The organism is Streptomyces violens (assembly GCF_000717745.1).
GTDB lineage: Bacteria > Actinomycetota > Actinomycetes > Streptomycetales > Streptomycetaceae > Streptomyces > Streptomyces violens.
Genome location: NZ_JOBH01000007.1, coordinates 139,345 through 155,602 on the forward strand (window position 1 = coordinate 139,345; position 16,258 = coordinate 155,602).

The 16,258-nt window shown below is 72.9% G+C and carries 12 protein-coding genes; 4 read left to right on the forward strand and 8 right to left on the reverse strand.

Annotated features, from left to right (window positions below; genetic code table 11):
• Nucleotides 1-23: 23 nt before the first annotated feature.
• The 7 genes from murD to rsmH form a co-directional block, all read right to left on the reverse strand.
• Nucleotides 24-1,439 carry a UDP-N-acetylmuramoyl-L-alanine--D-glutamate ligase gene (gene murD / locus IF04_RS0115270; protein ID WP_030256536.1) on the reverse strand — a complete coding sequence of 472 codons (1,416 nt, stop codon included), beginning with the start codon at nucleotides 1,437-1,439 and terminating at the stop codon, nucleotides 24-26.
• On the reverse strand, nucleotides 1,436-2,500 hold the full coding sequence (gene mraY / locus IF04_RS0115275) for a phospho-N-acetylmuramoyl-pentapeptide-transferase (RefSeq protein ID WP_030256539.1): 1,065 nt from the start codon (nucleotides 2,498-2,500) through the stop codon (nucleotides 1,436-1,438). Before mraY ends, murD begins: the two co-directional genes overlap by 4 nt.
• A 5-nt stretch (nucleotides 2,501-2,505) precedes the next feature.
• On the reverse strand, nucleotides 2,506-3,933 hold the full coding sequence (locus IF04_RS0115280; RefSeq protein WP_030256542.1) for a UDP-N-acetylmuramoyl-tripeptide--D-alanyl-D-alanine ligase: 1,428 nt from the start codon (nucleotides 3,931-3,933) through the stop codon (nucleotides 2,506-2,508).
• A gap of 62 nt (nucleotides 3,934-3,995) precedes the next feature.
• Nucleotides 3,996-5,699, reverse strand: coding sequence for a UDP-N-acetylmuramoyl-L-alanyl-D-glutamate--2,6-diaminopimelate ligase (locus IF04_RS0115285; RefSeq protein WP_030256545.1), 1,704 nt, complete (start codon nucleotides 5,697-5,699; stop codon nucleotides 3,996-3,998).
• An 8-nt stretch (nucleotides 5,700-5,707) separates the two neighbouring features.
• A complete protein-coding gene (locus IF04_RS0115290) occupies nucleotides 5,708-7,879 on the reverse strand; it encodes a peptidoglycan D,D-transpeptidase FtsI family protein (protein WP_425428420.1) in 2,172 nt (723 codons plus the stop codon).
• A gap of 69 nt (nucleotides 7,880-7,948) precedes the next feature.
• Nucleotides 7,949-8,440, reverse strand: coding sequence for a cell division protein FtsL (ftsL, locus tag IF04_RS0115300; RefSeq protein ID WP_051831264.1), 492 nt, complete (start codon nucleotides 8,438-8,440; stop codon nucleotides 7,949-7,951).
• On the reverse strand, nucleotides 8,437-9,399 hold the full coding sequence (gene rsmH / locus IF04_RS0115305; RefSeq protein WP_078600339.1) for a 16S rRNA (cytosine(1402)-N(4))-methyltransferase RsmH: 963 nt from the start codon (nucleotides 9,397-9,399) through the stop codon (nucleotides 8,437-8,439). The genes ftsL and rsmH overlap by 4 nt, the downstream gene beginning before the upstream one ends.
• A gap of 469 nt (nucleotides 9,400-9,868) precedes the next feature.
• Between rsmH and IF04_RS0115310 the strand changes: the two genes are divergently transcribed.
• The 4 genes from IF04_RS0115310 to IF04_RS0115325 all read left to right on the forward strand — a co-directional run bounded on the left by IF04_RS0115310 (nucleotide 9,869) and on the right by IF04_RS0115325 (nucleotide 15,609).
• Nucleotides 9,869-10,435 (forward strand): beta-class carbonic anhydrase, encoded by a 567-nt coding sequence (locus tag IF04_RS0115310; RefSeq protein WP_030256556.1) that lies wholly within the window; start codon nucleotides 9,869-9,871, stop codon nucleotides 10,433-10,435.
• A 286-nt stretch (nucleotides 10,436-10,721) separates the two neighbouring features.
• Nucleotides 10,722-11,720, forward strand: coding sequence for an AAA family ATPase (locus IF04_RS0115315; protein ID WP_030256559.1), 999 nt, complete (start codon nucleotides 10,722-10,724; stop codon nucleotides 11,718-11,720).
• Entirely contained in the window at nucleotides 11,720-13,192 is a 1,473-nt protein-coding gene (locus IF04_RS0115320; RefSeq protein WP_078600341.1) for a DUF58 domain-containing protein, read from the forward strand. The genes IF04_RS0115315 and IF04_RS0115320 overlap by 1 nt, the downstream gene beginning before the upstream one ends.
• Nucleotides 13,189-15,609 (forward strand): transglutaminase TgpA family protein, encoded by a 2,421-nt coding sequence (locus IF04_RS0115325; protein ID WP_030256563.1) that lies wholly within the window; start codon nucleotides 13,189-13,191, stop codon nucleotides 15,607-15,609. Before IF04_RS0115320 ends, IF04_RS0115325 begins: the two co-directional genes overlap by 4 nt.
• A 186-nt stretch (nucleotides 15,610-15,795) precedes the next feature.
• On the opposite strand, the gene IF04_RS0115330 is transcribed toward IF04_RS0115325, so the two are convergent.
• The gene (locus tag IF04_RS0115330; protein WP_030256565.1) at nucleotides 15,796-16,200 is read right to left on the reverse strand and encodes a DUF3040 domain-containing protein; all 405 of its coding nucleotides are present in this window, start codon (nucleotides 16,198-16,200) and stop codon (nucleotides 15,796-15,798) included.
• Between the last annotated feature and the right edge of the window lie 58 nt (nucleotides 16,201-16,258).

Genomic DNA, 16,258 nt, shown 5'->3' on the forward strand with positions numbered 1-16,258 from the left:
GACGCGGGCGGGGACGTACGGGTCTACTGGTCCTGCGCGGCCAGCTCACGGACCGCGTCGGCGAAGGCGTCGCCCCGCTTGTTGTAGTTCAGGTACATGTCCATCGAGGCGCAGGCCGGTGCCAACAGGACCGTATCGCCCGGCCGGGCCAGCCGCGTGGCCTCCCGTACCGCCTCGGACATCGCCCCAGTGTCGGTCCGGTCGAGGTCGACGACCGGCACATCCGGGGCGTGTCGCGCGAGCGCTTCGGCGATCAGCGCACGGTCCCGGCCGATGAGGACGGCGCCGCGCAGCCGCGCCGCCGACTTCTGTACCAGCTCGTCGAAGGTGGCCCCCTTGGCGAGCCCGCCGGCGATCCACACGATGTGCTCGTAGGCGGCCAACGACGCTTCGGTGGCATGGGTGTTGGTGGCCTTGGAGTCGTCCACGTAGGACACCCCGTCGACGTCCGCGACGTGCTGGATGCGGTGCGCGTCCGGGTGGAAGTTCCGCAGACCGTCCCGTACGGAGGCGGGCTGCACACCGAACGCGCGTGCGAGCGCCGCCGCCGCGAGGGCGTTGGCGATGTTGTGCGGCGCGGGCGGATTGACGTCCGAGACCTCGGCCAGCTCCTGGGCCTGCTTCTGCCGGTTCTCGACGAACGCGCGGTCGACGAGGATGCCCTCGACGACGCCCACCTGGCCGGGTCCCGGCGTGCCGAGGGTGAAGCCGATCGCCCGGCAGCCCTCCTCGACGTCCGCCTCGCGGACCAGGTCCTCGGTGGCCTTGTCGGCCACGTTGTAGACGCAGGCGACCGTGTTGCCCTCGTAGATCCGGCCCTTGTCGGCGGCGTACGCCTCCATGGAGCCGTGCCAGTCGAGGTGGTCGGGGGCGAGGTTCAGCACGGCCGCGGAGTGGGCGCGCAGCGAGGGCGCCCAGTGCAGCTGGTAGCTGGAGAGCTCGACGGCGAGCACGTCGTACTCGCCGGAGAGCACCACGTCGATGATGGGCGTCCCGATGTTGCCGACGGCCGCGGTGCGCAGCCCCTCGGCGGCCAGGATCGACGCCAGCATCTGCGTGGTGGTCGTCTTGCCGTTCGTACCGGTGATGGCGAGCCAGGGGGCCGCGTCGGGGCCGCGGAGCCGCCAGGCGACCTCCACGTCCCCGATGACATCCACGCCCGCCTCGGCCGCGGCCGCGAAGAGCGGGCTGCTCGGCTTCCAGCCGGGCGAGGTGACGACGAGCTCGGTGCCCTCGGGCAGCGTCTCGCCGTCCCCGAGGCGTACGGCAATACCGTCCGCCTCCAGCTCCGCCGCGGTCGCCCGCTGCTTCTCGCCGTCCCCGCCGTCCACGACCGTGACGGTCGCGCCGAGCCCGGCCAGGGCGCGGGCGGCGCTGATGCCGCTCACGCCCAGGCCGGCGACGGTGATCCGCTGCCCGGTGAAGTCCTGCGCGCTCACTTGGCGGCCTGCCAGCCGCCGTAGAAGATGCCGAGGCCGACGATCACGCACATGCCCTGGATGATCCAGAACCGGACCACGACAAGGACTTCCGACCACCCCTTGAGTTCGAAGTGGTGCTGGAGTGGCGCCATCCGGAAGACGCGCTTGCCGGTGAGCCGGAAGGAGCCGACCTGGATGACCACCGACATGGTGATCAGGACGAAGAGGCCGCCGAGGATGGCCAGCAGCAGCTCCGTACGGGAGCAGATCGCCAGGCCCGCGAGCGCGCCGCCGAGGGCGAGCGAGCCGGTGTCCCCCATGAAGATCTTGGCGGGCGAGGTGTTCCACCACAGGAAGCCGAAGCAGGCACCCATCAGGGCGGAGGCCACGACCGCGAGGTCGAGCGGGTCACGCACTTCGTAGCAGCCGGGGCCCGCGGTGATCTGGTTCGCGCAGGACTCCTGGTACTGCCAGATGCCGATGAAGGTGTACGCGCCGAAGACCATCACCGAGGCGCCGGTGGCCAGGCCGTCCAGGCCGTCGGTGAGGTTCACGCCGTTGGACATCGCCAGGATCATGAACAGCGCCCAGATCACGAAGATCACGGGGCCGATCTGCCAGCCGAAGTCCTGGGTGAAGGAGAGCCGGTCCGAGGCCGGGGTCTGCCCGCGCAGATCCGCGAACTGCAGGGACAGCACGGCGAAGGCGATGCCGACGATCAGCTGGCCCGCCATCTTGGCCTTGGCCCGCAGGCCCAGCGACCGCTGCTTGACGATCTTGATGTAGTCGTCGAGGAAGCCGACCAGGCCCATGCCGGCCATCAGGAACAGCACCAGCACACCGGAGAAGGTGGGGTCGCTGCTCGTGATCACCTTGGTCAGCGCGTACGCGATGATCGTGGCCAGGATGAACGCGATGCCGCCCATGGTGGGCGTACCGCGCTTGCTGTGGTGGTCCCGCGGTCCGTCGTCGCGGATGAACTGCCCGTAACCCTTTTTGGCCAGCAGCTTGATCAGCAGCGGCGTGCCGATCAGGGTCAGGAAGAGCCCGATCATTCCGGAGAAGAGGATCTGCTTCATCGTGTTCATCGGGTGGCGGCCCCGCCCTGCGCACCGTTGCCTGCCGCATCGTCCAGCAATGCGGCCGCGACCCGCTCCAGCCCCTCCGACCTGGACGCCTTCACCAGCACCACGTCTCCCGGCTGCAGTTCACTGCGCAGCAGGTCGACCGCCGCCCGTGCGTCGGACACGTGCACCGACTCCTCACCCCACGAACCCTCGTTATAAGCGCCCATTTGCAGCCAGGCCGCTTCCCTGCCCCCGACTGCCACGAGCTTGCTGACGTTGAGCCGGACGGCGAGCCGTCCGACCGCGTCGTGCTCGGCGAGTGACTCCTCGCCGAGCTCGGCCATCTGACCGAGCACCGCCCACGTACGCCGCCCCTTGCCCATCGACACGAGTGCGCGCAGCGCAGCCCGCATCGACTCGGGGTTCGCGTTGTAGGCGTCGTTGACGACCGTCACGCCGTCCGCGCGCTCGGTGACCTCCATGCGCCAGCGGGAGAGCGTGCCTGCCTCGGAGAGCGCGGACGCGATCTCGTCTGCGGGCATGCCCGACTCATGGGCGACGGCGGCCGCGGCGAGCGCGTTCGACACGTGGTGCTCACCGTACAGCCGCAGGGTCACGGCGCTGCACCCGGAGGGTGTGTGAAGCGTGAAGGCGGGGCGACCGTCGTCGGTGAGCCGGACATCCTCGGCACGCACGTCGGCTTCGGCGGACTCGCCGAAGAAGACCACACGGGCCTTGGTACGCGACGCCATCGCACGTACGTACGAGTCGTCGGCGTTGAGGATCGCGATGCCGCCCTCGCTCGCGTCGGGCAGCGACTCGACCAGCTCGCCCTTGGCCTCGGCGATCTTCTCGCGGCCGCCGAACTCGCCGATGTGCGCGCTGCCGACGTTGAGGACGAGCCCGATGCGGGGCGGGGTCAGCTCTGTGAGGTAGCGGATGTGGCCGACACCGCGCGCGCCCATCTCCAGGACGAGGTGGCGAGTGCCGGACTCGGCCCGCAGCGCGGTCAGCGGCAGGCCGATCTCGTTGTTGAGGTTGCCCTCGGGCCACACCGTCGGGCCGCTGCGCTGCAGCAGCTGCGCGATGAGGTCCTTGGTGCTGGTCTTGCCGGCCGAACCGGTCAGCGCGACGACGTCCGCGCCGGTACGGCGGACGACCTCGCGGGCCAGCGCGCCCAGCGCGGACACGACGTCGTCGACCACGATCGCGGGCACGCCGACGGGGCGCGTGGCCAGTACGGCCGCCGCGCCGGACTGCACGGCCTGCTCGGCGTAGTCGTGCCCGTCGACCCGCTCACCGGCGAACGCGGCGAACAGCGCGCCGTCGGTCACGGCCCGCGAGTCGATCACGACAGGGCCGGCGACCTGGACCGAGCCGTCCGGTATGTCGTGCTGCCGCCCGCCGACGATGCCGGCGATCTCGGCGAGGGACAGGGAGATCACAGGTCACCTCCGGCCGGGGGCTGGAGATGCCGAGATGGGGGTTGTGCGCGCATGGCGGTGTGTCATCCCTGGTGATCGTGCTGCTGCTGCAACTTCAGTGAGCTCTCGATGGCCTCGCGCAGCACCTGGCGGTCGTCGAAGGGGCGAACCACTCCGGCGATGTCCTGGCCCTGCTCATGGCCCTTGCCGGCGATGATGACAGTGTCGCCGGGCTCCGCGCGGGCGACCGCGGCGGCGATGGCAGCGGCCCGGTCCTCCTCGACCAGTACCGTGCCGCGCTCGTGCGACGGCACGTCGGCGGCGCCCGCGAGCATGGTGGCGAGGATCGCGAGCGGATCCTCGGAACGGGGGTTGTCGCTGGTCAGCACCGCGGTGTCGGCGAGCCGGGCGATCGCGGCACCCATCGGCATGCGCTTGCTGCGGTCCCGGTCGCCGCCGCAGCCCAGTACGGCGTGCAGCTTGCCCTCGGTGACCTTGCGCAGCGCGCGCAGGACCGATTCGACAGCGTCCGTCTTGTGCGCGTAGTCGACCACCGCGAGGTAGTCCTGGCCCGCGTCCACCCGCTCCAGCCGGCCCGGGACGCCCGGCACGGCGGCCACGCCGTCGGCGGCGGTCTGCGGGTCGACGCCGGCCACCACGAGGGCCGTGATGGCGGCGAGCGCGTTGGCGACGTTGAAGGGGCCGGCGAGCGGCGACGCGGCGCGTACGGTCACGCCGTCCGGGCCGTGCACGGTGAACGTCGAGCCCAGCGTGCCGACCTCGACGTCGGCGGCGCGCCAGTGCGCGTCCGGGTGGCCCTCGGCGGAGAACGAGGTGACCGGCACCTCGGACTCGCCCTCGATGAGCCGGCGGCCGTACTCGTCGTCGAAATTCACCACGCCGAGCCGGGACCGGGCCTTGGTGAAGAGCTGGGCCTTGGCCTGGAAGTAGTCCTCCATGCCCGTGTGGAACTCCATGTGTTCCGGGCTGAGGTTGTTGAAGACCGCCACGTCGAACACACAGCCGTCCACCCGGCCAAGTACCAGGGCGTGGCTGGAGACCTCCATGGCGACCGACCGGACGCCACGCTCGCGCATCACCGCGAAGAGCGCCTGCAGGTCGGTGGCTTCGGGCGTGGTCCGCTCGGACTTCAGCCGCTCGTCGCCGATGCGGGACTCGACGGTACCGATCAGACCGGTCAGGCCCCCGCCGGCCTTCTCGGCCGCGGCCCGGAGTCCGCCGTCGATGAGGTACGCGGTGGTCGTCTTGCCCGACGTGCCCGTGATGCCGATCTGCAGCAGCTCCGCGCCCGGGTCGCCGTAGATCGACACCGCCAGCGCGCCCATCCGGGCCCGCGGGTTGTCGACCGTGAGGACCGGCAGGCCCGTCGCGGCGGCCCGTTCGGTGCCACCGGGGTCGGTCAGGATCGCGGCGGCGCCCAGCTCGACGGCCTGCGCGGCGAAGTCGGCGCCGTGGAAGCGGGCGCCGGGCAGCGCAGCGTAGATGTCACCGGGGCGTACCGCGCGGGAGTCGTGCGTGATGCCGGTGACCGCGGCCTCCGCCGCCGGCACGGCCGTGCCCAGCTGGTGTGCCAGATCCGCGAGCGGGATGGCGCGTACGCGCTCGGGGCGGGGCGGGCCGGGGTGTTTGCCGGGGCCGTCCTGCTGGGCATTGGGGGACTGATCAGCATGTGACACGGCGGTGAGCGTACCGGGCCCATGGGCCTCGGGGCGAAGCGAGGGACGCGGCGGTGGGCGGTTCCCCGCGTCGGAAGTGATGGTCATCACGAATCACCTCATTCACCCGGCTTGAAGCTGACCGGGAGTCGTGGTGCCTCGGCACCGGTCGGCGGCACCTGGAGCGACTTCAGTGCGAACTGCATGACCTGCTTGTAGATCGGCCCGCAGACCTGGCCGCCGAAGTAGCTTCCGCTGGTCGGATTCTGTACGGCGCAGTAGACGGTGATGCGGGGCTTGTCGGCGGGCGCGAAGCCCGCGAAGGAGGCCGTGTAGCCGTGGTACCGCCCGGTCTTCGGATCCACCCGGTTGGAGGTGCCGGTCTTGCCGCCGACCCGGTAGCCGGGGATCTTCGCGGCGGTGCCGGTGCCCTCCTGGTCGTCGACCACGGATTCGAGCATCCGGGCGAGCGTCTTCGCGGTCTTCGGGCTCACCACGCGGGTCTTCTCGGGCTTCGGCGCGGCGACGTACCGGCCGTCGGGGCCCTTCGTGCCGCGGACGAGGGTGGGCGCGATCCGCTCGCCGCCGTTGGCGATCGTGGAGTACACGGACGCCGCCTGCACCGCGTTGAGCGAGAGGCCCTGCCCGAAGGGGATCGTGTACTGCTGCGAGGTGCTCCAGTCCGCCGGCTTGGCCAGAATTCCCGGGGTCTCGCCCGGAAAGCCCAGCCCGGTCGGCTGCCCGATGCCGAACTTCCGCAGGTAGGAGTAGAGCACCTCGTTGGCCTCGCGCTGGGTCTTGCCCAGCTGTTCGACCGACAGGATGGTGCCGATGTTGCTGGACTTGGCGAGCACGCCGTTCAGCGTCAGGTGCCAGGTGGGGTGGTCGATGTCGTCGGCGAAGAGCCGGTCGCCGCGGTGCAGCCGGTTCGGCACGGTGACGTGCGTGGACGGCGTCGCGGCGCCCTCCTCCAGCACGGCCGCCAGCGACATCAGCTTGCTGGTCGAACCTGGCTCGAAAGCGTCGCTCAGCGCGGCGTTGCCGAGCGCGTCGGCGTCCGAGCGGGTGATGTCGTTGGGGTCGAAGGCGGGGGCGTTGGCCAGCGCCAGGATCTCGCCCGTCTTGGTGTCCTGGACGACGACATAGCCGCGGTCCGCCTTGGACTTCTCGACCTGCTTGGTGATGGCCTCCTGGGCCGCCCACTGGATGTCCCGGTCCAGGGTCAGCTCGACGTCCGTACCGGGCACCGCGGGGTGCTCCTGGGTGTCGGCGGTGGGCACCCGACGGCCCCCGGACTGGGCGTAGACGAGCTTGCCGGGCTTGCCCGCGAGCTTCTTGTCCAGGCTCGCTTCGAGGCCGCCCGCGCCCTTGCCCTCGGAGTTCATGAACCCGAGCACCCCGGAGGCCAGCTCCTTGTTCGGGTACACCCGCTTGCTGTGCTCGTCGGCGAAGATGCCGAGCAGGACGTTGGGCCGCGGGTCGCTCTTGGGCGCGGCCTGCGCCTTGGCGTCCAGCGCGCTCCGCAGGTCCTTGATCTGCTTCCAGACCTGGGGGCTCTGGCGGCGCGAGAGCAGGACGTAGCGGGAGTCGGACTTGGAGAGCTTTTCGGCCAGTTCTTTCTGGTCCTCGCCGAGGATCGGCGCCAGCAGCGCCGCCGCCTTCTCGGGCGCGTCGTCGATCTTGATCTTGTCGGGCGCCAGCAGGCTCGGATCGGCGGTGATGTCGTACGCGTCCACGGTGGTGGCCAGGTCCACGCCGTCCCGGTCGGTGATCGCGCCGCGCTCGGCGGCGAGCGTGACCGGTACGTACCGGTTGACGTTGGCCTTGGCCGCGTACGCGTCGGCGTTCACCGCCTGCACCTGGAACAGCCGCACCGCGAAGACCAGCATGACCAGCGTCAGCGCGACGGCCACCAGACGGAGCCGGGGGCGGGGGTTGCCGAGGCGGAGGGGGGCGGGCGTGGGGGTACGGGGGCGGGGCGGGCGCTTCTGTGCGGCGGAGGGCCGCTTGGGAGCCGCGGACGGGCGCTTCGGGGCCGCGGACGGGCGCTTCGGCGCGGCGGCCGGGCGCTGCGTGGAGGAACGATTCGCGGAGGGGGCGCGCTTCGGGTCGCGGCGGGCGTCCGCTGGCCTCTTGGCGGCGGACGGGCGCGGCGAGCGGCCCTGGGGCGACGCGCCGCCCTGGGAGGGGCGCGGCACGCGGCGCCCGGGGGTGCCGGGGCGGGCGGGGCCGCGCCGGGCCCTCGGGTCGCGCCGGTTCTCGGGGTCCCTGGGGTCCCTCGGTTCGCTCACTGCTCCCCCTCCGTCTCCGTCCGGTCTGCGGGCGATGCGTCCGCGAGCGCGGCGTCGTGCGTCACGAGGTCACCCGCCGGCGGCCGTCGGGGAGGGCTGCGGGGAGGCGGTACCGGACGGGCTGCCGGACGGCGTGTGCGTCCCGGAGAGGCCCGGCGGGCGGCTCTGCGGCGCCTGCATCACCGCGGGCTGTCCCGTGGCCTCGCTGGGCGCGCCGCGCACCGTGCCGTCCGGGCCCAGGAAGGCCGGGTTGCCGCCGGGCACCATACCGAGGCCACGGGCCCGCTTCTCCAGGGAGCCGGGCGCCGAGTAGCCGTCCACCTCCTGCTGGAGCGCCTGCTGTTCGTCCGTCAGTTCCGTGGTCTGCTTCTCCAGCCTGCTCAGCTCGAAGGAGCCCTGGTTGAGCGCGGAGTTCAGCAGCAGCAGCGTGATCAGGCCGGATCCGAGCAGCACCACGACCAGCAGCACGAACGGCGTGCGCGCCGCCGTGCTCGTACCGGAGGGGACCAGTGCGGCGAGCCGCCCGCCCCCCGTACCGCGAAGCCGCCCGGAGCCCGTCACGCGTTGTCCTCCCGGATGCGTTCGGCGCCGCGCAGCCGTGCGGGCGCCGCCCTGCGGTTCTCCGCGATCTCCGCCTCCGTGGGCAGCTCGGCGCCACGGGTGAGCAGCTTCAGACGCGGCTGGTACTGCTCCGGTACGACCGGCAGTCCGGGCGGTGCCGTGTTGGCGGCGCCCGCCGCGAACACCTGCTTGACCAGCCGGTCTTCGAGCGAGTGGTACGAGAGGACGGCGATCCGGCCGCCGACGGCCAGCGCCTGCACGGCGTTCGGCACGGCGCGTTCGAGGACCGACAGCTCGCCGTTGACCTCGATGCGCAGCGCCTGGAACGTGCGCTTCGCGGGGTTGCCGCCCGTGCGCTTGGCGGCCTGCGGCAGCGCGTCCCGGATCAGCTCGACCAGCCGCGCGCTGTTCGTGAACGGCTCCTTCTCGCGCTCCCGCACGATCGCCGAGACGATCCGCTTGGCCTGCTTCTCCTCGCCGTAGGCCCGCAGGATCCGTACGAGCTCGCCCGGCGCGTAGCTGTTGAGGACCTCGGCCGCGCTCATCCCCGTCGTCTGGTCCATCCGCATGTCCAGCGGGGCGTCCTGGGCGTACGCGAAGCCGCGGTCGGCCTCGTCGAGCTGCATCGAGGAGACGCCCAGGTCGAACAGCACGCCTTGGACGCGCGGCACGGACAGCCGCTCCAGGACGTCCGGCAGCTCGTCGTACACGGCGTGCACGAGGGTCGCGCGGTCCCCGTAGGGCGCCAGCCGCTCCCCCGCGAGCTTCAGGGCGGACGGGTCGCGGTCCAGGCCGATCAGGCGCGCGGCGGGGAACGTCGACAGCAGCGCCTCGCTGTGTCCCCCCAGACCGAGCGTGCAGTCGACGACGACCGCACCGGGCTCGGCGAGCGCCGGGGCGAGCATGTCCAGACAGCGCTGGAGCATGACGGGGACGTGGCGGGTATTGCTGCTGCTCATGCGCCTTCCGATGAGGAGGGCGGCGGATACCGCCCCCTCGGGGAAGGTGCCCACCTGCCGTTGGCCGACGGAGGCCGCACGTACTGTTTGGTCCCCGCCCGCTCTGAAGGGGAAGCGGCCGTCCGCCGACGGGGAAGTGACGTCGGATGGCCGGTGGAGCGGGAGGAGACCGAACCGCACGTGCGGTTCCCCGCGCGCGGGATTCGGGATCCAAGGAGAGTCTCACGCCTCCCACTTCGCGTCACTTTAGTCCACTCATCCCTTCGGTCAACCAACCGGTGGCGCGCGTCCTCGCGCGGCCGCCGGACCTCTCCGGGCCGCGCCCTCCCGGGCGTTGTGGATCATTGATTCCACTCGTACGGGGGAACGTCGCCCGTTCCTGTGGGTTACCTCACAAGCAGGCTCGTTGACCCGCTATGCCCGGCCTCACAAGCGGTGCTCCGGCACCGCAGCGATTACTTTTATGGCTATGTCGATATCCGCGTCGCAGGCACAGTCCCCGTCCGATGACAACGCAGCCGCACCCTCTGGCGGCTCTGTCACCGATCGCATCGTCGAGGCCAACGCCCGATACGCCACGGCCTACACCGATGCCGAAGCCGGCATGGATGCCCGTCCGGCTCAGAAGGTCACCGTGGTGACCTGCATGGACGCCCGGCTCAACCTCCCCGAGGCGCTCGGCCTCAAGGTCGGCGACCTGCACACCCTCCGCAACGCGGGCGGCGTGATCACCGATGACGTCATCCGCTCACTGACCATCAGCCAGCGTGCGCTCGGCACCCGTTCGGTGGTGCTCATCCATCACTCGGGCTGCGGCATGCAGACCCTGACCGAGGACTTCCGCAACGAGCTGGCCGACGAGGTCGGCGAGCGCCCGAACTGGGCGGTGGAGTCCTTCAAGGACGTGGATGCCGATGTACGCCAGTCGATGCAGCGCGTCCGTACGTCGCCGTTCCTGCTCCACACGGACGACGTGCGCGGATTCGTCTTCGACGTGAAGACCGGTCTGCTGCGCGAGGTCGACCCGCAGAACTGACGCGAAAAACCCCGCAACCTCCCCTGTTCGCCGGTACGTCGACGACGTGCCGGCGAACGTTCTTTCCGGCCGCCGCCCCTCCCGGTGACCGGTGCGCACCTTTCCGAGTTATCCACAGCCCATGACGCGAAGCCGCGCGGGCGGCAAGAATGCGTACGTGACGTTGTTTCCGGCCCGGCCGGGGGCGGCGCGCTATCGGGGTGGGCCGGACCGGGAAAGAGGCGTCGGCCCTGAAATGGGGAACCCCCGCTTTTCGTGAGCGCGGGGCAGGGCCGAGGAGGGCCGGGTGACGACCTATGACGAGCGAGCGAGCCTCAGCGACCTGAGTGCCACAGCCGAGCGCATCCGCCGGTCGGTGGAGGGCGTGATCGAGGGCAAGCCCGAGGTCGTACGCCTGGCGCTGACCGTGCTGCTCGCCGAGGGCCACCTCCTCATCGAGGACGTGCCGGGCGTCGGCAAGACCATGCTCGCCAAGGCGCTCGCCCGGTCCGTCGACTGCTCCGTGCGGCGCATCCAGTTCACTCCCGACCTGCTGCCCTCGGACATCACCGGCGTGAGCGTCTTCGACCAGCGGCAGCGCGACTTCGAGTTCAAGCCGGGCGCGATCTTCGCCCAGATCGTCATCGGCGACGAGATCAACCGCGCCTCCCCCAAGACCCAGTCCGCGCTCCTGGAGTCCATGGAGGAGCGCCAGGTCACCATGGACGGGCAGACGTATGCGCTGCCGAGCCCCTTCATGGTGGTCGCCACCCAGAATCCCCTGGAGATGGAGGGCACGTATCCCCTCCCCGAGGCCCAGCGCGACCGCTTCATGGCGCGGGTCTCGATCGGCTATCCGAGCGCCGAGGCCGAGCTGCAGATGCTGGACGTGCACGGCGGGAGGTCGCCGCTGGACGACATCCAGCCGGTCGCGCACGCCCACGAGATCGTGAAGCTGGTCGAGGCGGTGCGCACGGTCCACGTCGCCGACCCGGTGCGCAGATACGCGGTCGAGCTGGTCGCCGCCACGCGCAACCACCCCGATCTGCGGCTCGGCGCCTCCCCGCGCGCGACGCTCCATCTGCTGCGGGCCGCCAAGGCCGCGGCGGCCCTCGCCGGCCGGGAGTACGTCCTCCCGGACGACCTCCAGTCGCTGGCCGGCGCGGTCCTCGCGCACCGCCTGCTGCCCACCGCCCAGGCCCAGCTGAACCGCCGCTCGGCCGAGCAGGTGGTCCTGGAGATCCTGCACCACACCCCGGTCCCCGATCCCTCGGCGCAGTGGCCGCCGGCCTCCCGGAGCTACTGATGCGGGGCGGGGGCGGGCACAGCGAGGCACCGGAGGCGGCCGGCCGGGAGTTGAGCGAGCCCGGGGCACCGGGGAGCGGCGGGTTTCCGGCCGCGGTCCTGCCGGAGGCCGGCGGGCTGCGGGCTGCGCTCGGCGGGCTGACCACGCGCGGGCGGTCCTTCCTGGCGGCCGGCGTCGCCGCCGCGGTCTGCTCGTACGTCCTGGGCCAGGCCGACCTGCTCCGGGTCGGGCTGCTGCTGGCCTCGCTCCCCCTCGTGTGCGTGGCCGTGCTGTACCGCACCCGCTATCGGGTCGCGGGCAGCCGCAGCCTCTCCCCCGCGCGGGTGTCCGCCGCGGCCGAGACCCGGGTCCGGCTGCGCGTCGAGAACGTCTCGCGGCTGCCCACCGGTGTGCTGATGCTCCAGGACCGCGTGCCGTACGTCCTCGGGCCGCGGCCACGCTTCGTCCTGGACCGGGTCGAGGCGGGCGGCCGCCGCGACGTGTCCTACCGCGTCCGCTCGGACCTGCGCGGCCGCTACCCCCTCGGACCGCTGCAGCTGCGGCTGTCCGACCCGTTCGGCATGTGCGAGCTGACCCGCTCCTTCAGCACGCACGACACCCTGACGGTGGTCCCCCGGGTCGAGCCGCTGCCCCCGGTCCGGCTGGTCGGCGAGGCGGCGGGGTACGGCGACGGGCGCCACCGGGCCCTCGCGCTGGCCGGCGACGACGACGTGCTCCCGCGCGGGTACCGCCACGGCGACGATCTGCGCCGGGTGCACTGGCGCTCCACCGCGCGGTACGGCGAGCTGATGGTCCGCCGCGAGGAGCAGCCCCAGCAGGCCCGCTGCACGATCCTGCTGGACACCCGGAGCGCGGCGCACCAGGGCTCGGGGCCCGACTCCCCGTTCGAATGGGCGGTCGCCGGTGCCGCGTCCGTCGCGCTGCATCTGCTGGAGCGCGGCTTTTCGGTACGCCTGCTGACCGACACCGGCAGCTCCGTGCCGGGCCCGGACGGCGCCGGCGGCTTCTCCGGCGGCGGCGCCTCGGCGGACGCGGCGGGCCTGCTCCTGGACACGCTGGCCGTCGTCGACCACTCCGAGGAGCCCGGCCTCTCCCGGGCGCACGACGTCCTGCGCGGGGGCAACGAAGGTCTGCTGATCGCGTTCTTCGGCGAGCTGGACGAGGAGCAGACCGCGCTGGCGGCCCGCATGCGCCGCCGCAGCGGCTCCGCCGTGGCCTTCGTCCTGGACGGCGACGCCTGGAGCAGTACCGCGGCGCCCTCGCAGTCCGGTGCGGCGCCCGCCCCGCTCCCCCTGGCCGACCGCCTGCGGCTGCTCGACGACGCCGGCTGGACGGCCCTCGCGGTGCGGCCGGGGGACTCCCTGCCCGACCTGTGGCGGCTCGCCGACACCGCGCGCACCCGGCGGGCGGCCGCGCGCGGCGGGGTGCCGCCCGGCGGTACCGCCTCCGGGCGAGCGGGGGCGGAGCGATGAGCGGCCGGGCGAGGCTCGCGGTGTGCGCGCTGGTGGCGACGCTGGGCGCCGCCTGCGCGCTGCTGCCGCTGGTGGAGCCGATCGGCTGGATGTTCCAGGCGGCGCTCCTGCTCGGGCTGGTGACGACGGTCGGCGCGCTGGCCCGCCGGGTCCCGCTGGCCCGCCCCCTGACCGTTGCCGCGCAGGCCCTGACCGGGCTCGTACTGCTCACGCTGATGTTCGCCCGCGGCCAGGCCGTCGCCGGGCTGCTGCCGGGCCCCGACGCCTTCCGGGAGTTCGGCCAGCTCCTCCAGGAGGGCGCCGACGACGTCGGGCGGTATGCAATCCCGGCCCCGGTCACCACGGGCATCCGGCTGCTGCTGGTCGGCGGCGTGCTGCTGATCGGCCTGATCGTGGACGCGCTCGCGGTGACGTACCGCAGCGCGGCCCCGGCCGGCCTGCCGCTGCTCGCGCTGTACTCCGTCGCCGCCGGGCTGTCCAAGGGCGGCGCGGGCTGGCTGTGGTTCCTGGTCGCCGCGGCCGGCTATCTGTTACTGCTGCTCGCCGAGGGCCGGGACCGGCTGTCCCGGTGGGGGCGGGTGTTCGGCGGCGGCCCGACGACGGCGGGCCGTCCGTACGCATCCGGGGGCGCCGGGTTCGCCGCTGCCGGCGGGCCCGCGCCGGCCCCGGTGCGCACGGGCCGCCGGATCGGCGCGCTGGCCCTGGGCATCGCCCTGGTCGTCCCGGCCGCGCTGCCCACGCTCGGCGGCGGGCTGCTGGACATGAGCGGCCGCGGGCGCGCCGGGGCCGACGGCGGCACGATCTCCGCGGTGAACCCCCTGGTCTCCCTGCAGAACAGCCTCAACCAGCCCGAGGACCAGGAGGTGCTGAACTACCGCACGACCACCCCCGACACCCGCGACCTGTATCTGCGAATCGTCGCGCTCGACCAGTTCGACGGGGCGGCCTGGAAGCCGTCGCAGCGCACGGTCGTGGACGTGCCGGACCGGCTGCCCGATCCCCCGGGCCTCGCGCCCGACGTGGACACCACCGCGGTGAACACCTCGGTCTCCACCGCCAAGTGGTACGCCCAGAACTGGCTGCCGATGCCCTATCCCGCGTCCCGGGTCGGCATCCCGGGCCGCTGGCGCTTCGAGCCCGAGGGCCGCACCCTCGTCGGCGACCGGGGACAGAACACCCGCGGGGTCCGTTACCAGGTCGAGAGCCTGATCGTGCGCCCGACGGCCCGGCAGCTCGCCGAGGCACCGCCGCCGCGCCGCGCCCTGCGGCGCGAGTACACCCGGGTGCCGGGCTCGCTGCCCCCGGTGGTCCAGCGGACGGCACAGCAGGTGACGCGGGGCGCCCGCTCGGCGTACGGCAAGGCGGTCCGGCTCCAGGACTGGTTCGCGCTGAACGGCGGCTTCACGTACAACACCGAGGTCCGGGCGGGCAGCGGCACGCAGGCGATCGCGCGCTTCCTCAAGCAGAAGGAGGGCTTCTGCGTCCACTTCTCCTTCTCGATGGCGGCGATGGCCCGCACGCTCGGCATCCCGGCCCGGGTGGCGGTCGGCTTCACGCCGGGCGGCAAGCGCGCCGACGGCTCGTACTCGGTCGGTCTGAAGGACGCGCACGCCTGGCCCGAGCTGTACTTCGAGGGCATCGGCTGGACGCGCTTCGAGCCGACGCCGAGCCGGGGCAGCGTGCCGGACTACACGATCTCCTCGGACGCGCCGGACGAGGACGACCCCGGCCGGGCCGAGCCGCTGCCCGGCCGCACCGCGGCGCCGCGGCCCGAGCCGTCGGCGGACGGCGGGAGCTGTCCGCCGGACCAGCGGCGGGTCGCCGAGTGCGGGGCGCTGCCCTCGCAGTCCGGCGGCGGCGCGGCCGATGACGGGCCGGCGCCGGGGACGGTCGCGGCGGGCGTGCTCGTCGCCCTGCTGGTCCTGCTGCTGCCGGCGGTCCCGCTGCTCTGGCGGATACGGACCCGCGCCCGCCGCCTCGGCGGCGCCCGGGGCAGGGCGGCGCGCGCCCGGCCCCGGGGCCCGGCAGCGGGCGCCCTCGGTCCCTGGCGGGAGCTGGTGGATTCGGGCTGGGACTACGGCATCGTCCCGGACGACGCGCTGACCCCGCGCAAGGCGGCCGCGCGGATCGTACGGGTCGGCGAGCTGACGGGGCCGGCCGCGGAGGCGGCCCACCGGGTGGCCGGCTCGGTGGAGCAGGCGCTCTACGCCCCGCGCCCGCAGGCCGTGCCCGGCCTGGCCGACGATGTGCAGCGGGTGCGCGCCGGGCTGCACGACGCGGCCTCCTGGCGTCAGCGGCTGAGTGCCGTACTGGCCCCGCGCTCCGCCGTCCGCCTGCTGTGGACCGCCTCGGCCCGCGTCTCGGCCGCCCTCGACCGGCTCCGTACGGCGCTACCGGGCCGGTCGGCGGCCCGCTGATCCCGGGGCCGGCCGGGCGCCCGGGCGGTCGCCGAAGGGCTGACGGGTACTGACGGGTGCCCCGACATGAGTGAGTGGTGTGGGCCGGACCCGGAAAACCGGGTCCGGCCCACACCACTCTCGGATCTCAGATGCCTCAGGCGTCGAAAGGGTCCGGGCGACGTAGGGGCGGGGCGCTCGGGACGCTCAGTGCCCCTGTTCGTCCCTGCGGCGCTGCCAGCGTTCTTCGATGCGCTCCATCATCGAGCGCCGTTGCCGGGATCCACGGCGGGACTGTCCGCCTCGGGCGGCCCCCGCTCCGGCCTGCTGCTCGCCCGGCTTGGGGGCCTTGCGCCAGCTGGTGACGGCCAGGACCGCGCAGCCGAGCATCACGAGGAAGCCCACCACGCTGATCCAGATCTGCTGCGCGACCATTCCGGCCATGAGGAGCGCGATACCTACCAGGAAGCCCGCGACCGCTTGGTAGACCCGTCGCCGGGTGTACGTACGCAGCCCGCTTCCCTCAAGCGCTGTCGCGAACTTGGGATCTTCGGCGTACAGCGCTCGCTCCATTTGCTCGAGCATGCGCTGCTCGTGCTCCGAGAGCGGCACGGAGTCCTCCTACTCGTCGGTCGCGGGGGGCGACCGGGTGCGACCCTTTCAGGATAGG